The organism is Streptomyces bacillaris (genome assembly GCF_003268675.1).
Lineage (GTDB): Bacteria > Actinomycetota > Actinomycetes > Streptomycetales > Streptomycetaceae > Streptomyces > Streptomyces bacillaris.
In genome coordinates, this window is record NZ_CP029378.1 from 1225684 (window position 1) to 1239632 (window position 13949).

13 protein-coding genes and 1 pseudogene are annotated in these 13949 nt (G+C 72.6%); 11 read left to right on the top strand and 3 right to left on the bottom strand.

Annotated elements, in window-relative coordinates; genetic code table 11:
* Positions 1 to 74: 74 nt before the first annotated feature.
* Positions 75 to 980, bottom strand: a complete 906-nt coding sequence (locus tag DJ476_RS05040) for a LysR family transcriptional regulator (RefSeq protein ID WP_112489943.1) — start codon at positions 978 to 980, stop codon at positions 75 to 77.
* Positions 981 to 1147: 167 nt separating this feature from the next.
* On the opposite strand from DJ476_RS05040, the gene DJ476_RS05045 reads away from it, so the two are divergent.
* The 4 genes from DJ476_RS05045 (at position 1148) to DJ476_RS05060 (ending at position 5013) form a co-directional block, all read left to right on the top strand.
* Entirely contained in the window at positions 1148 to 2089 is a 942-nt protein-coding gene (locus DJ476_RS05045) for a CoA transferase subunit A (protein WP_181006470.1), read from the top strand.
* On the top strand, positions 2086 to 2871 hold the full coding sequence (locus DJ476_RS05050; RefSeq protein ID WP_112489944.1) for a CoA-transferase subunit beta: 786 nt from the start codon (positions 2086 to 2088) through the stop codon (positions 2869 to 2871). The genes DJ476_RS05045 and DJ476_RS05050 overlap by 4 nt, the downstream gene beginning before the upstream one ends.
* Before the next feature lie 62 nt (positions 2872 to 2933).
* Positions 2934 to 4481, top strand: coding sequence for a 3-hydroxyacyl-CoA dehydrogenase (locus DJ476_RS05055; protein ID WP_112489945.1), 1548 nt, complete (start codon positions 2934 to 2936; stop codon positions 4479 to 4481).
* A 115-nt stretch (positions 4482 to 4596) separates the two neighbouring features.
* Entirely contained in the window at positions 4597 to 5013 is a 417-nt protein-coding gene (locus tag DJ476_RS05060) for a VOC family protein (RefSeq protein WP_181006469.1), read from the top strand.
* Here DJ476_RS05060 and DJ476_RS05065 read toward each other — a convergent pair.
* Together DJ476_RS05065 and DJ476_RS05070 are read right to left on the bottom strand one after the other, a co-directional pair.
* Positions 4929 to 5711: a DUF6597 domain-containing transcriptional factor gene (locus DJ476_RS05065; protein ID WP_112489946.1), complete on the bottom strand. Its 783-nt coding sequence runs from the start codon at positions 5709 to 5711 to the stop codon at positions 4929 to 4931. The two genes, DJ476_RS05060 and DJ476_RS05065, sit on opposite strands and share 85 nt — an antisense overlap.
* Positions 5712 to 5731: 20 nt before the next feature.
* A complete protein-coding gene (locus DJ476_RS05070; RefSeq protein ID WP_318294368.1) occupies positions 5732 to 7039 on the bottom strand; it encodes a YihY/virulence factor BrkB family protein in 1308 nt (435 codons plus the stop codon).
* 17 nt (positions 7040 to 7056) lie between these two features.
* Between DJ476_RS05070 and DJ476_RS05075 the strand changes: the two genes are divergently transcribed.
* The 7 genes and pseudogenes from DJ476_RS05075 to DJ476_RS05100 all read left to right on the top strand — a co-directional run bounded on the left by DJ476_RS05075 (position 7057) and on the right by DJ476_RS05100 (position 13931).
* Entirely contained in the window at positions 7057 to 8694 is a 1638-nt protein-coding gene (locus DJ476_RS05075) for an acyl-CoA dehydrogenase family protein (protein ID WP_112489948.1), read from the top strand.
* 241 nt (positions 8695 to 8935) lie between these two features.
* Positions 8936 to 10228 (top strand): helix-turn-helix domain-containing protein, encoded by a 1293-nt coding sequence (locus DJ476_RS05080; RefSeq protein WP_112492440.1) that lies wholly within the window; start codon positions 8936 to 8938, stop codon positions 10226 to 10228.
* A gap of 120 nt (positions 10229 to 10348) precedes the next feature.
* Positions 10349 to 10957: a GNAT family N-acetyltransferase gene (locus DJ476_RS05085; RefSeq protein ID WP_112489949.1), complete on the top strand. Its 609-nt coding sequence runs from the start codon at positions 10349 to 10351 to the stop codon at positions 10955 to 10957.
* A gap of 198 nt (positions 10958 to 11155) precedes the next feature.
* Positions 11156 to 11227: pseudogene (locus DJ476_RS35380) on the top strand (putative leader peptide); the annotation flags it as partial.
* A gap of 117 nt (positions 11228 to 11344) precedes the next feature.
* On the top strand, positions 11345 to 13042 hold the full coding sequence (locus DJ476_RS05090) for a nitrite/sulfite reductase (RefSeq protein ID WP_103417502.1): 1698 nt from the start codon (positions 11345 to 11347) through the stop codon (positions 13040 to 13042).
* Entirely contained in the window at positions 13039 to 13218 is a 180-nt protein-coding gene (locus tag DJ476_RS05095) for a hypothetical protein (protein ID WP_103417501.1), read from the top strand. Before DJ476_RS05090 ends, DJ476_RS05095 begins: the two co-directional genes overlap by 4 nt.
* Positions 13215 to 13931 carry a phosphoadenylyl-sulfate reductase gene (locus DJ476_RS05100; RefSeq protein WP_112489950.1) on the top strand — a complete coding sequence of 239 codons (717 nt, stop codon included), beginning with the start codon at positions 13215 to 13217 and terminating at the stop codon, positions 13929 to 13931. Before DJ476_RS05095 ends, DJ476_RS05100 begins: the two co-directional genes overlap by 4 nt.
* The last annotated feature ends 18 nt before the right edge of the window (positions 13932 to 13949 follow it).

Sequence of the window (13949 nt, forward strand, 5' to 3'; positions counted from 1 at the left end):
GTGGGATGACCTTCGCATTACGTCACTGAGTCGGTCCAATATCGAATGCGTACGGCATTGAGATGTTGCCCGTCTCAATCGCAGCGGTGCGCGGGGGTCGGCAGGGCTTCCTCGGCCACCGCGAGGACCGCGCGCAGGGCGGCGGACGGGTTGTCGGGGCGCCAGGCCAGGGCGGCGCTCAGCCGGACGGGCGGTCCGGCGAGCCGGCGGTAGACCAGACCGTTCTGCTGGATGTGCTGGACGGAGGTGACCGTGAGCGTGACCCCGACCCCGGCGGCGACCAGGGCGAGGATCGTGTACGAGTCGGGGGCCTCCTGGACCACACGCGGGGTGAACCCGGCGCTCTCGCAGGCCTCGGTCATGGCGTCGCGGACGGTGGAGCCGGAGTTGGCGGGGAAGGAGACGAACGGCTCGCCCGCGAGGACGTCCAGCGGTACGGAGACACGGCGAGCGAGCGGATGGTCGGAGGGCAGGGCGCAGATCAGCTCCTCCTGGTCGATCACCCGGTGGGCGACGCCGGGGCGGGTCACCGGCAGCCGGACGAAGCCGAGGTCGAGGGAGCCGTCCGCGACCCGGGAGAGCGCGGTGTTGGCGTACGTCTGGCCGGTCATGACGAGTTCGAGCCCGGGGTGGGCGGCGCGCACGGCCCGGGTGAGCCGGGGCAGCGTCTCGTGGCTGGAGGCCCCGGCGAAGCCGATGGTGACCCGGCCGTACTCCCCCTTCCCCGCCGATCTGGCCGCCCGTACGGCGGTGTCGAGGTCGTCCAGGACGGTCCGTACGGGGTCGAGGAAGGACTCCCCCGCGCTGGTGAGCCGGACCGAGCGGGTGTTGCGGTGGAAGAGCTGGACACCCAGCTCCCGCTCCAGCTGGCGGATCTGCTGGCTCAGCGGCGGCTGGGCCATCTGGAGCCGTTTGGCGGCCCGGCCGAAGTGCAGTTCCTCGGCCACGGCGAGGAAGGCGTTCAGGTGGCGCAGTTCCATGGGGCTCCCTCGGATCCAGGGGTCTCCCTCGGACCATTGATACGGACCATTGATACTCCTGGCGTCTTGATCCGACCCTAATTCGGTATTGGACAGCCAACAATGGCGGCTGACACCGTGGGGGCGGCGTATGCGGACGATGGCGTCCGCGGACGGTGAGGAGAACCGTGGACCGGACGGCGGGCAAGGTCATGTCGATGAGGGAGGCCGTCGCCGCCTTCGTCCGCGACGGGGACACCGTGAGCCTGGAGGGGTTCACCCATCTCGTCCCGACCGCCGCCGGGCACGAGATCATCCGGCAGGGCCGCCGGGACCTCACGGTCGTCCGGATGACGGCGGACATCGTGGTCGACCAGATGCTGGCCGCCGGGTGCGTGACGCGGCTGGTCTCCTCCTTCGTGGGCAACTCCTCCGCCGGTTCGCTCGGTGAGCTGCGGCGGCGCATCGAGCACGCCGACCCCGAGCCGCTGGCGTACGAGGAGTACAGCCACTACGGGATGGTCTGCCGTTATATCGCCGGGGCCCAGCGGCTGCCGTTCCACCCGCTGCGCTCGTACGCAGGCAGTGATCTTCCGGGCGTCAACCCCGGTATCCGCAAGGTCACTTCGCCCTACCCGGCCGCCGACGGGACCGCCGAGGAGATCTACGTCGTACCGCCCGTCAACCCGGACGTGACGATCATCCACGCCCAGCGCGCCGACCGCCGGGGCAACACCCAGATCTGGGGGCTGACCGGCATCCAGGCCGAGGCGGTGTACGCAGCGGAGAAGGCGGTCGTGGTGGTGGAGGAGCTGGTGGCGGACGAGGTGGTCCGCGCGGACCCGAACCGTACCGTCGTCCCGGCCCACGCGGTCGACGCGGTGGTCGTCTGCCCGCGCGGGGCGCACCCGTCGTTCGCACAGGGCTACTACGACCGGGACAACGCCTTCTACCGGTCCTGGTCCGCGATCAGCAAGAACCCGGTGCGGCTGCGGGAGTGGCTGGCGGAGTGGGTGTACGGGACCGCCGACCACGCGGAGTACGTGGCGAAGCTGGGCGAGGAGTTCTGGGCGTCGCTCGCGGTGGGCGAGGCGCTGAGCGGGCCGGTGAACTACGGGAGGCGGCTGTGAGCCGGGAGCGTACGGAGTCCGCGGGGGCCGTCACCGTCTCCGAGCTGCTCTCCGTCGTCGCCGCGCGGGAACTGACCGGCCAGCGGGCCGTGTTCGCGGGGATCGGGCTGCCGACGCTCGCCGCCGAGCTGGCGCGGCTGACCGTGGCACCGGAGATCGAGGTGGTGTACGAGTCCGGGGTCTGCGGCGCGCACCCCTCCCACCTCCCGGAGACCATCGCGGACGCCGTGCTGATCACGGGCGCCGAGGCGGTGCTGTCGATGCCCGCGCTCTTCGGCTCGGTGCTCCAGGGCGGCCGTATCGACGTCGGCTTCCTGGGGGCCGCGCAGATCGACCGGTGGGGCAGCCTCAACACCTCGGTGATCGGGGAGTGGGAGCGGCCGGCCGTACGGCTGCCGGGCTCCGGGGGTGCCGTGGAGGTGATGGCCAACGCCCGGGAGGTCTTCGTGGTGATGCGCCGCCACACCCCGCGCTCCTTCGCGGCCGCCCTCGACTTCTGTACGACGCCCGGCCCGGACCGGGCGCTCGCGGACGGCATCCGCCCGCTGGGCGCCGGTGTCACCCGGGTCGTCACCGAGCTGGGCGTCCTCGCCCGGGACGGCGTCGGGGACGAACTGCGGCTGGTCGCCGTGCACCCCGGGGTCACCGTCCGGCAGGTGCGGGCCGCGACCGGCTGGGAGCTGAAGGTGGCGGACACGGTCGCGACGGTGGACCCGCCCACGGATGCGGAGCTGCGGCTGCTGCGCGACGATGTCGACCCGCACCGCGTCTACCTCCGCTGACACCCCCCTTGACCTCCTTTTCCCTCTCCTCAGTCCACTTCCGCCGAAAGGGCCCCACTGCCATGCGTATCAGGATCGTCGGAGCCGGGGCCATGGGCCGCGGCATCGCCCAGTGGGCGGCGAGCGCGGGACACACCGTGGAGCTGGGCGACGTACGGGCCGAGGCGGTGACGGACGCCGTGGGGTTCGTCGCCTCGATGCTGGAACGGGCGGTGGCCAAGGGCCGGATGTCCGCCGCCGACCGGGACGCGTCCCTCGCGCGGCTCGTGCCGCTGACCGACCCCTGGGCGGCCGGGCCGGACGTGGAGCTGGTCATCGAGGCCGTACGGGAGGATCTGGAGACCAAGGCCGAGGTGTTCGGGAAGCTGGAGCGGGCGCTGCCCTCCTCCGCCGTCTTCGCCACCAACACCTCGTCCCTGTCGGTGACCCGGATCGCGGCGACCCTCCAGGACCCCTCGCGCCTGGCCGGGCTGCACTTCTTCAACCCGGTGCCGCTGATGCGGATCGTGGAGGTGGTGCCGGGAGCGGCCACCCGCCCGGAGATCCCGGTCGCGCTGACCGAGCTGGTGGAGGGGTGCGGGCACCGGGCGGTGACCGTGGCGGACACCCCCGGCTTCCTGGTCAACCACGCGGGGCGCGGACTGGTGACGGAGGCGCTGGCGCTGCTGGAGGAGTCGGTGGCCGGGCCCGCCGACATCGACCGGATCGCGCGGGACGTGCTGGGGCTGCGGATGGGCCCGTTCGAGCTGATGGACCTGACCGGGCTGGACGTCACGGCCGCGGTGATCGACTCGATCTGGCAGGGCTTCCGGTACGAGGACCGGCTCCGCCCCTCGTACCTCACACCGAACCGGGTGGTGGCGGGGCTGCACGGCCGCAAGACCGGGCAGGGCTGGTACGGGTACGGCGAGGGCGCCGAGGGACCCGCCCCGGAACCGGCGGTGACCGGGGACGGGGACCGGCCGGTGTTCCTGGTGCCGGGCGGGTCGGCGGAGACGGCTCCGTACGTGGACGCTCTGGCCGGTGCCCTGGAGGCGGCGGGGGTCCGGGTCGAGCGGGGTGAGGGGCCGTCCGCCGAGGCGCTGGTGCTGGTGCCGGTCTGGGGGACCACGGTGTCCGGGGCGGTCCGGTCGGGCGGGCTGCCGCCGGGGCGGACCCTGGGCGTGGAGGTGCTGCCCGCGGCCGGTCGTCGGCGGGTGCTCGCGGTGACGGCCGCCACCGATCCGGCGGCGGCCCGGGACGCCCGGGCGGTGCTGGCGCGGGCGGCGGGCGACGAGCCGTACGCCGTGACGGTGGTACGGGACACGGCGGGCTCGGTCGCGCAGCGGCTGCTGTCGTCGATCGTGGCGGTGGGCGCCTCGATCGCGGAGCGGTCGCTCGCCACCCCCGCCGACATCGACCTGGCGGTGACGACCGGGCTCGGCTATCCGGCCGGGCCGCTGGCCTGGGGCGAGCGGATCGGGGCTGCCCGGCTGCTGGAGCTCCAGCGCGCCCTGCACACGACGACGGGCGACCCCCGCCACCGCCCGACGCGCTGGGTGACCGAGCGGGCGGACCTGGGACTGGCGCTGACGGACGCGGGGACGGCGGTGGGCGACTGCTGGGGGTGACCGCCGGGCCTCGGTGGGGGTGGCCGGTGGTCCGGACGGCCAGAGGTCCTGCGGCGGGGCGGCCGTGTCCGATTCGTACAAGACCGTCGGTACGGCGGGTGCCTACGGTCGTCCCATGACTCCACGACTCGACGCCATCAGCATCATCACGGCCGACCTCCCCGCCTCGCTCGCCTTCTACCGCAGGCTCGGCCTCGCCATCCCGGCCGGGGCCGAGTCCGCCCCGCATGTGGAGGCGGTCCTGCCGGGCGGGCAGCGGGTCCTGTGGGACACCGAGGACGTCATCCGCTCGTTCGACCCGGACTGGGAGCGCCCGGCGGGTGGGGAGCGGCTGGGGCTGGCGTTCCTGTGCGACGGTCCGGAGGAGGTGGACGCGCTGTACGCGGAGCTGACCGGGGCCGGTCACACCGGGCATCTGAAGCCGTGGGACGCGGTGTGGGGGCAGCGTTACGCGGTGGTGCTGGACCCGGACGGGTGCGGGGTCTCGCTGTTCGCGCCCGCCACGCCCACCGGGTCGCCCGGGGAGAAGTAGGCGCCCAGCGTGGTACCGGCCAGGGCGCGCATCTCGCGGGCCAGGTGCGCCTGGTCGGTGCAGCCCGCCGCGCAGGCCGCCTCGGCGTACGGGAGGCCGGTGCGGATGAGGGCCAGGGCGCGCTGGAGGCGGAGGATCCGGGCCAGGGTCTTGGGCCCGTAGCCGAAGGCGGCCAGGGAGAGGCGGTGGAGCCGGCGGGCGCCGAGTCCGGTCTCCGCCGCTGTCGCGGCGACGCTCCCGCCCCGGCGCAGGGCCTCGGCGACGGCGACCGTACGCGGGTCGGGCGGCCCGGTCTCCGCGATCCGGTCCAGCGCGAACCGCTCCAGGGCCGCTGCGGGGTCGGCGGCCTCGTCGAGCCGCTCGGTGAGACGGCGTACGGCTGCCGCGGGCCAGAGGTCCGCCAGTTCGGCCCGGTGATCGCGCAGCTCGTGCGCCGGTACACCGAGGAGGACGGGCGCGGTGCCGGGGGCGAAGCGGATCGCGGCGCAGGAACCCCGGTCACGCGGGGCCACCTGGAAGGCGCGGGTGTCCGGTCCGGCGACCACGAGGCGTCCGCCGGTCCGGATCAGGTCCATGCAGCCGTCGGGCAGGACGGAGCGGGGCTCGCGCGGCGGGCGGTCGGGGGCGTCCCAGGTCCAGACAACGGCACCGGGCAGGCGGGAGGGCCGTTCCTGGTAGCACGGGCGTTCCTCGGACATGTCTCCACGCTAGCGCGGGGTCAGAAGGGCGGCTGCGCGGAGTTGTCGCGGGGGTGCCCGGCGTCCTCGGCCGACTCTCCACGCTCGGTGCGCTCAGCACGCTCGGAGTGCTCGGCGCGTTCGGCCTGCTTGCCGTTCTCCCTGCCGCCCTTGCCGTCCTTGCCGTCCTTCGAGCCCTTCGGTTCCTTGGGTTCCTTCTCCCACTCCCAGGTCGACTGGAGCCGTGACTTGACGTCGTCCGGCGGCAGGAAGCGCGACCAGCGTTCCGGGAACTCCGAGGGCATGTACGCCGGTCCGTCGTCCTCGTCCTCCTCGTCGTCCGCCCCACCGTGCGCGGCCGGGCGGGTCCGGGCGACGAACTCGGCGGCCTGGGCGGCCCGGGCGCGCTCGGTGGCCTCGCGGGCGGCGGCGGTGGCGAGCGAGGGCCACACCCGGTCGATGGCCGCGTTGACCGCCGCCCCGACAAGGACGGCGAAGGCGGAGATACCGATCCAGAGCAGGACGGCGATCGGTGCCGCCAGGGAGCCGTAGATCGTGGGGCCTTCGACGGTGTTGGTGAGGTAGATCCGGAGCAGGAAGCTGCCCAGCACCCACATCCCGAGCGCCACGAGCGCCCCGGGGACGTCCTCGATCCACGGCGAACGCACCGGAACGGAGACGTGGTAGAGCGTGGTGAGGAACGCGATCGTCAGCAGTATCACCACCGGCCAGTAGAGGACGGCGACGACCTCGGTGCCCCAGGGCACCAACTCCACCACCCGGTCCGGGCCGACGACGAGGAGCGGCAGCACCACCGCGCCCAGCAGCAGGGCGACGACGTACAGCAGGAAGGCGAGCAGCCGGGTCTTGACGATGCCCCGGTGGCCGTCGAGGCCGTACATGACGGTGATGGTGTCGATGAAGACGTTCACCGCGCGGGAGCCGGACCACAGGGCGATGGCGAAACCGATGGAGATGACGTCGGGCCGGGCTCCGGTGGTGACGTCGGCGAGCAGCGGTTTGGCGAACTCGTTGACCCCGCGCTCGGAGAGCACGGCCTCCGAGGCGGAGAGGATGTTGCGCTCGATGGAGGCGACCGTCTCCGTGGTCGTCCACTCGTCGACGTAACCGAGCAGCCCGATCAGACCGAGCAGCAGCGGGGGCAGGGAGAGCAGGGTGAAAAACGCCGCCTCGGCCGCGAGCCCCAGGATCCGGTACTCGATGCACGAGTTGACGGTGTCCTTGAGCAACTGCCACGCCATCCGGCGCTTCGAGACGTTGCGGTAGAGCACTCTGGCCCGGTGGAGCCGGCCCGGTGGCCGCTCGGGTGTTTCATTTGCTGCCTGCACCTCCTTACCGTATCGGCATGGCAGCCACCACCCACACAGTGACCAATCAGGTTCCGCCGCTGGTCGGCTATGACGTCTTCGCCGCCGACCGGGCCCTCTCCGAGGCCGTCGAGCGGCACATCGAGCCGGGCGTCCTGCCCGTGGCACGGGAGGAACTCGGGGCGCTCGGACGGTCCGCGGGCTCCGCGCAGGCCCAGGAGTGGGGGGCGCAGGCGAACGAGCATCCGCCCGTTCTGCGCACCCATGACCGTTATGGAAACCGGATCGACGAAGTCGAGTTCCACCCGGCCTGGCACCGGCTCCTGGGCCACGCGGTCGCCGCCGGGCTGACCGACGCCTGGGGCCGTCCGGCCGGTCATGTCCGGCGCGCGGCCGGGTTCCTGGTCTGGACGCAGGCCGAGGCGGGGCACGGCTGCCCGCTCTCGATGACGCACGCGGCGGTGCCCGCGCTGCGGACCGACCCGGTACTGGCGGCCGAGTGGGAGCCCCGGCTGACCTCGTACGTCTACGAGGAGGGGCTGCGGCCCGCGTCGGAGAAGGCCGGGGTGCTCTTCGGGATGGGCATGACGGAGAAGCAGGGCGGCACCGACGTACGGTCCAACACGACCCGGGCGGAGCCGCTGGCCGGGGACGGGGAGTATCTGCTCACCGGGCACAAGTGGTTCTGTTCGGCGCCGATGTCGGACGGGTTCCTGGTGCTGGCGCAGGCGCCGGGCGGGCTGAGCTGTTTCCTGGTGCCGCGCGTGCTGCCCGACGGTTCTCGGAACGCGTTCGCGATCCAGCGGCTCAAGGACAAGCTGGGCAACAAGTCGAACGCCTCCAGCGAGGTGGAGTTCGACGGGATCTGGGCCCGCCGGGTCGGTGAGGAGGGGCGCGGGGTGCGCACCATCATCGAGATGGTGGCGGCCACCCGGCTGGACTGCGTGGTGGGTTCGGCGGCGCTGATGCGGCAGGCGGTGGCGCAGGCGATCCACCACGCCACCTACCGCAGCGCGTTCGGCGGGCTGCTGATCGAGAAGCCGCTGATGCGCAACGTGCTGGCCGATCTGGCGCTGGAGTCGGAGGCGGCGACCGTCCTGGCGATGCGGCTGGCCTCGGCGTACGACACGGACACCGAGGAAGAGCGGGCGTTCCTACGGATCGCGGTGCCCGCCGCCAAATACTGGGTGACGAAGCGCTGCACCCCGGTCGTCGGTGAGGCGCTGGAGTGCCTGGGCGGCAACGGGTACGTGGAGGAGTCCGGGATGCCCCGGCTGCTGCGCGAGGCGCCGCTCAACTCGATCTGGGAGGGCTCGGGGAACGTCCAGGCGCTGGACGTGCTGCGGGCGCTCCAGCGGGAGCCGCAGGCGCTGGACGCGTTCCTGCGGGAGGTCGGGAAGGCGCGCGGGGCCGATCACCGGCTGGACGCGGCGATCAAGGACCTGCTGACGGAGCTGGCGGACCTGGAGGGGATCGAGGCGCGGGCGCGGCGGCTGGTGGAGCGGATGGCGCTGGTGCTCCAGGGGTCGCTGCTGGTGCGGTGGGCGCCGCCGGAGGTCTCCGACGCCTTCTGCGCGTCGCGGCTGGGCGGGGACTGGGGCGCCGCGTTCGGGACGCTGCCGCACAGTCTGGATCTGGCCTCGGTTGTGGCCCGGGCCCGGCCGGTGGCCGATTAGGCGGTGAGCGACGGAGGGTGGTGCTGCGCCGACACGGCACCACCCTCCATGCTTGAACCGCGCCGCTCGCCGGGCACGGGCCCGGCGTACGGCACGCTGCCACTCTCGTACGTTCTGGTGGGGCATCGCCAGAGTTGCAAAGGGTTGCAACCATTGTGTGGACTGCGCAGTGGTTCCGTCGGGGCAGCGGCAGGATGGGGCCGGAGAGCATGGAGTGCTGCGGGGGGAACGGGTGGGGGCGATGAGTCAGACGGGTTCTGCCGGGGTGGTGCGGGTGATCGGCCAGGAGGCGGACCGCGCGGCCCGGCTGCTCCACCGGGCCAGGGAGGCCCGGCTGGCGGGCGAGCGGACCGCCGTCGCGCCACGGGCGGAGATCGACGCCTCCTGGAACCGGGTGGTGCGCAGCGGCATCGACCCCGGGCAGTCGCCGGAGAGCGAGCTGCTGCAGGCGGAGGAGATCGAGCACCGGCGGCACAGCACGGTGCTCGGCGAGGTGATGCCGGTGCTGCGGGCGGGGCTCGCCTCCATCGCGGACGCCGCACAGCAGATCATGGTGGTGACCGACGCGGAGGGCCGGGTGCTGTGGCGCCAGGGCAACAGCGCGGTGATGCACCGGGCCCATGACATCTGCCTGGAGGAGGGGGCGGCCTGGGCGGAGGCGGCGACGGGGACGAACGCGATCGGTACGGCGCTGGCCGCCCGGGCGCCGATCCAGGTCCACTCGGCCGAGCACTTCATCCGGGCCCTGCACAACTGGACGTGTGCGGCGGCCCCGGTCCGTGATCCGCGCGACGGGCGACTGGTGGGGATCGTCGACATCAGCGGTCCGGCCACCACCTTCCACCCGGCGACCCTGGCCCTGGTGGACTCGGTGGCGCGGCTCGCGGAGGCCGAGATCCGCACCCGGCACCTGGGGGCGATCGAGCGGCTGCGGGCGGTGGCGGCGCCGATCCTGTGCCGACTGGAGGGCCGGGCGCTGGCGGTGGACTCACATGGGTGGCTGGCTGCGGTGACCGGGATGCCGCCGGTGGACCGGCTGCCGCTGCCGAAGTCGCTGCGGCCGGGCCGGGTGTGGCTGCCCTCGCTCGGCATGTGCCGGGTGGAGCCGCTGCCGGGGGGCTGGCTGGTGCAGGTGGCGGACGGTGCGGCGGAGGGGGCGCCGCGGCGGGTGGTGCTGGACCTGAGCCGGCCGCGGGCGCTGGCCGTGCATCTGGTGGGGCCGCTGGGGACCTCGACGCAGCGGCTCTCGCCGCGCCACGCGGAGCTGCTGTACGCGCTGGCGGTGCACCGGGAGGGGCGTACGGCCTCCGAGCTGGCGCAGGACATCTTCGGGGACGGGACCCGGACGGTGACGGTACGGGCCGAGGTCTCCCGGCTCCGGCGCCATCTGGCGGAGGTGCTGGCCCACCGCCCGTACCGCTTCGGGGACGGGGTGGAGGTGGAGGTGGTCCACCCGGAGCACCCGGCCGACCTGTTACCGCGCTCGAAGGCGCCGGTGGTGACGGGGGCGCGGCGGGGGGCGGCACCGTGCTGACCGGGGGTGCACCGGTTCGGGGCCGGGGCTCCCGCTCGACCGGCGGCTCTCGGTCCTGACCAGGGGCGGCGGGCGGGGGCGCTGTGCGCGTGAGGGTGGCGGCATGGTTTTCTGGCCGCCATGAGCAACCCCACGCAGCCCCCCGCATCCGACATCGAGACCACCACCGAGGTCACCGTCTGGTCGCTGGAGCAGACCTCGCCCGCCGATCTGCGGCCCGCCGCCGTCCCGGAGGGTGATCTGCGGATCGTCCGGTCCGAGGTGCCGCTGCCGGAGTTCAACCGGTTCCTCTACACCGCCGTGGGCGGTGACATCCGGTGGACCGACCGGCTGGGGATGACGTACGAGCAGTGGCGCGAGGAGCTGGAGCGGCCCGGGGCCGAGACCTGGGTGGCGTACGCGAACGGGACTCCGGCCGGGTACGTCCAGCTGGACCCGCAGGACGACGGTGCGGTCGAGATCCTGTATTTCGGGCTGATCCCGGCCTTCCGGGGGCGGCGGATCGGCGGTCACCTCCTCTCGTACGGGGTGGCACGCGCCTGGGACCTGGCGGAGCGGTGGCCGGACCGGCCGGCGACGAAGCGGGTCTGGCTGCACACCTGCTCGAAGGACGGCCCGTACGCGATGGACAACTATCTGCGCCGGGGCTTCCGGCTCTTCGACACGAAGACCGAGGTGGAGCCGGATGTGGCGACCCCCGGGCCGTGGCCGGGAGCGTACGGCGCCTGATCCCGCCGCGGAGCCGCTGCCGGGGCCGTCACGGGGCCGTCAGCGGCTCCACCCGGGGGCAATTTGTCCCCATTGCCGCCGACGTGACACGTGACCTGCGCCATACCATCTCACTCTGCGGGACCATGCCGTCCACATCGTGGATAGTGGTGGACTGGCCCGAGATCCGCGTGACACGCTTCCGTCATGTCCGGAACTGGAATTGCCTTGGTGAGTCGACGCCACGTCGACCTCTGCCGCATGTCCAGCGCCATCTGTCCGGCGGGCTGAGAGTCCCAGCACCGCCGCACTCCTCTTACCTCTGACACTGCCCCGCGCACCGCCGCGCCTCCGCGCGAGTGTGCCGCTCAGAGCCGCCCTCCTGCAGTCCCGAAGGACGTACCCGTCATGGCCGCTACCCCGGAACAGCCTGCGACAACCACGCCCCGCCGCAAGGCCGGACGCCACCGTGGCGAGGGTCAGTGGGCCGTGGGCCACCACACCCCCCTCAACGGGAACGAGCAGTTCAAGAAGGACGACGACGGTCTCAACGTACGGACACGTATTGAGACGATCTACTCCAAGCGCGGCTTCGACTCCATCGACCCCAACGACCTGCGCGGACGGATGCGTTGGTGGGGGCTCTACACCCAGCGCAAGCCCGGCATCGACGGCGGCAAGACGGCGGTTCTGGAGCCGGAGGAGCTGGACGACAAGTACTTCATGCTGCGCGTGCGCATCGACGGCGGCCGGCTGACCACCCAGCAGCTGCGGGTGATCGGGGAGATCTCGCAGGAGTTCGCGCGCGGCACCGCCGACCTCACCGACCGGCAGAACGTGCAGTACCACTGGATCCGGATCGAGGACGTGCCGGAGATCTGGCGGCGCCTCGAGGAGGTCGGCCTCTCCACCACCGAGGCCTGCGGTGACACGCCCCGCGTGATCCTCGGCTCGCCGGTCGCGGGCATCGCGGAGAACGAGATCATCGACGGCACCCCCGCCATCGAGGAGATCCAGCGCCGGTTCATCGGCAACCCCGACTTCTCCAACCTGCCCCGCAAGTTCAAGTCGGCGGTCTCCGGCTCCCCGCACCTGGACGTGGCGCACGAGATCAACGACATCGCCTTCGTCGGCGTGAACCACCCCGAGCACGGCCCCGGCTTCGACCTCTGGGTCGGCGGCGGCCTCTCCACCAACCCCAAGCTCGGCGTGCGGCTCGGCGCCTGGGTGCCGCTGGACGAGGTGCCCGACGTGTACGGCGGGGTCATCGGGATCTTCCGCGACTACGGCTACCGGCGGCTGCGCACCCGCGCCCGGCTGAAGTTCCTGGTCGCGGACTGGGGCGCGGAGAAGTTCCGCCAGGTCCTGGAGGACGAGTACCTCAAGCGGAAGCTGGTCGACGGCCCGGCGCCCGAGCAGCCCGCCCAGACCTGGCGCGACCACCTGGGCGTGCACCGGCAGAAGGACGGCCGCTTCTACGTCGGCTTCGCCGCGCGGGTGGGCCGGGTCGACGGCACCACGCTCACCAAGATCGCCGAGGTGGCCGAGGGGCACGGCTCCGGACGGGTGCGGACCACCGCCGAGCAGAAGATGATCGTGCTGGACGTGGCCGAGGACCAGGTGGACTCCCTGGTCTCCGCGCTGGAGGCGCTCGACCTCAAGGTCACGCCGTCGGCGTTCCGGCGCGGCACGATGGCCTGCACCGGCATCGAGTTCTGCAAGCTGGCGATCGTCGAGACGAAGGCGCGGGGCGCCTCGCTCATCGACGAACTGGAGCGCCGCATCCCGGAGTTCGACGAGCCGATCACCATCAACATCAATGGCTGCCCGAACGCCTGCGCCCGGATCCAGGTCGCGGACATCGGTCTCAAGGGCCAGTTGATGCTGGACGGCGAGGGCAACCAGGTGGAGGGCTACCAGGTGCACCTGGGCGGGGCGCTCGGTCTGGACGCCGGATTCGGCCGCAAGGTCCGCGGTCTGAAGGTCACGTCGGCCGAACTGCCGGACTACGTCGAGCGGGTGCTCGGCAAGTTCCAGGAGGAGCGCGAGGAGGGCGAGCGCTTCGCCACCTGGGCGGCGCGCGCCAGTGCGGAGTCGCTGTCATGAGCGAGCGAGCCGCCCCGTTCCACTGCCCGTACTGCGGTGACGAGGACCTGCGCCCCAACGAGACCGGCCACGGGGCCTGGGAATGTGCCTCTTGCAACCGTGCGTTCCAGCTGAAGTTCCTGGGCCTGCTGGCCCGGGGCGTCCAGCGCAACGACGGTGAAGGGGAACGGATATGACGGGCACTCTGATCAGCGGCGAGCTGACGGACGAGGAACTCCGGGAGCTGGCCGAGCGGGCGGGCCGGGAGCTGGAGGACGCCTCCGCCACCGAGATCCTGCAGTGGGCCACCGACACCTTCGGGCCGCGCTTCTGCGTCACCTCCTCCATGGAGGACGCCGTGGTCGCGCATCTGGCCTCGCGGGTGCTGCCGGGCGTGGACGTGGTCTTCCTGGACACCGGCTACCACTTCCCGGAGACCATCGGGACCCGGGACGCGGTGGACGCGGTGATGGACGTCAACGTCATCACGATCACCCCGCGCCAGAGCGTGGCCGAGCAGGACGCGGAGTACGGCGCGAAGCTGCACGACCGCGACCCCGACCTGTGCTGCGCGCTGCGCAAGGTCAAGCCGTTGGAGGACGGCCTGACCGCGTACGCCGCCTGGGCGACGGGGCTGCGCCGTGACGAGTCCCCCACCCGGGCCAGCACCCCGGTCGTGGGCTGGGACGCCAAGCGCCGCAAGGTGAAGGTCTCCCCCATCGCCCGCTGGACCCAGGACGACGTGGACGCGTACGTCCTGGAGCACGGGGTGCTCACCAACCCGCTGCTGATGGACGGTTACGCCTCCGTCGGCTGCGCGCCCTGCACCCGCCGGGTGCTGGAGGGCGAGGACGCACGGGCCGGCCGCTGGGCCGGCCGGGGCAAGACCGAATGCGGGCTGCACGGCTGATGACGACTGATCAGGAGA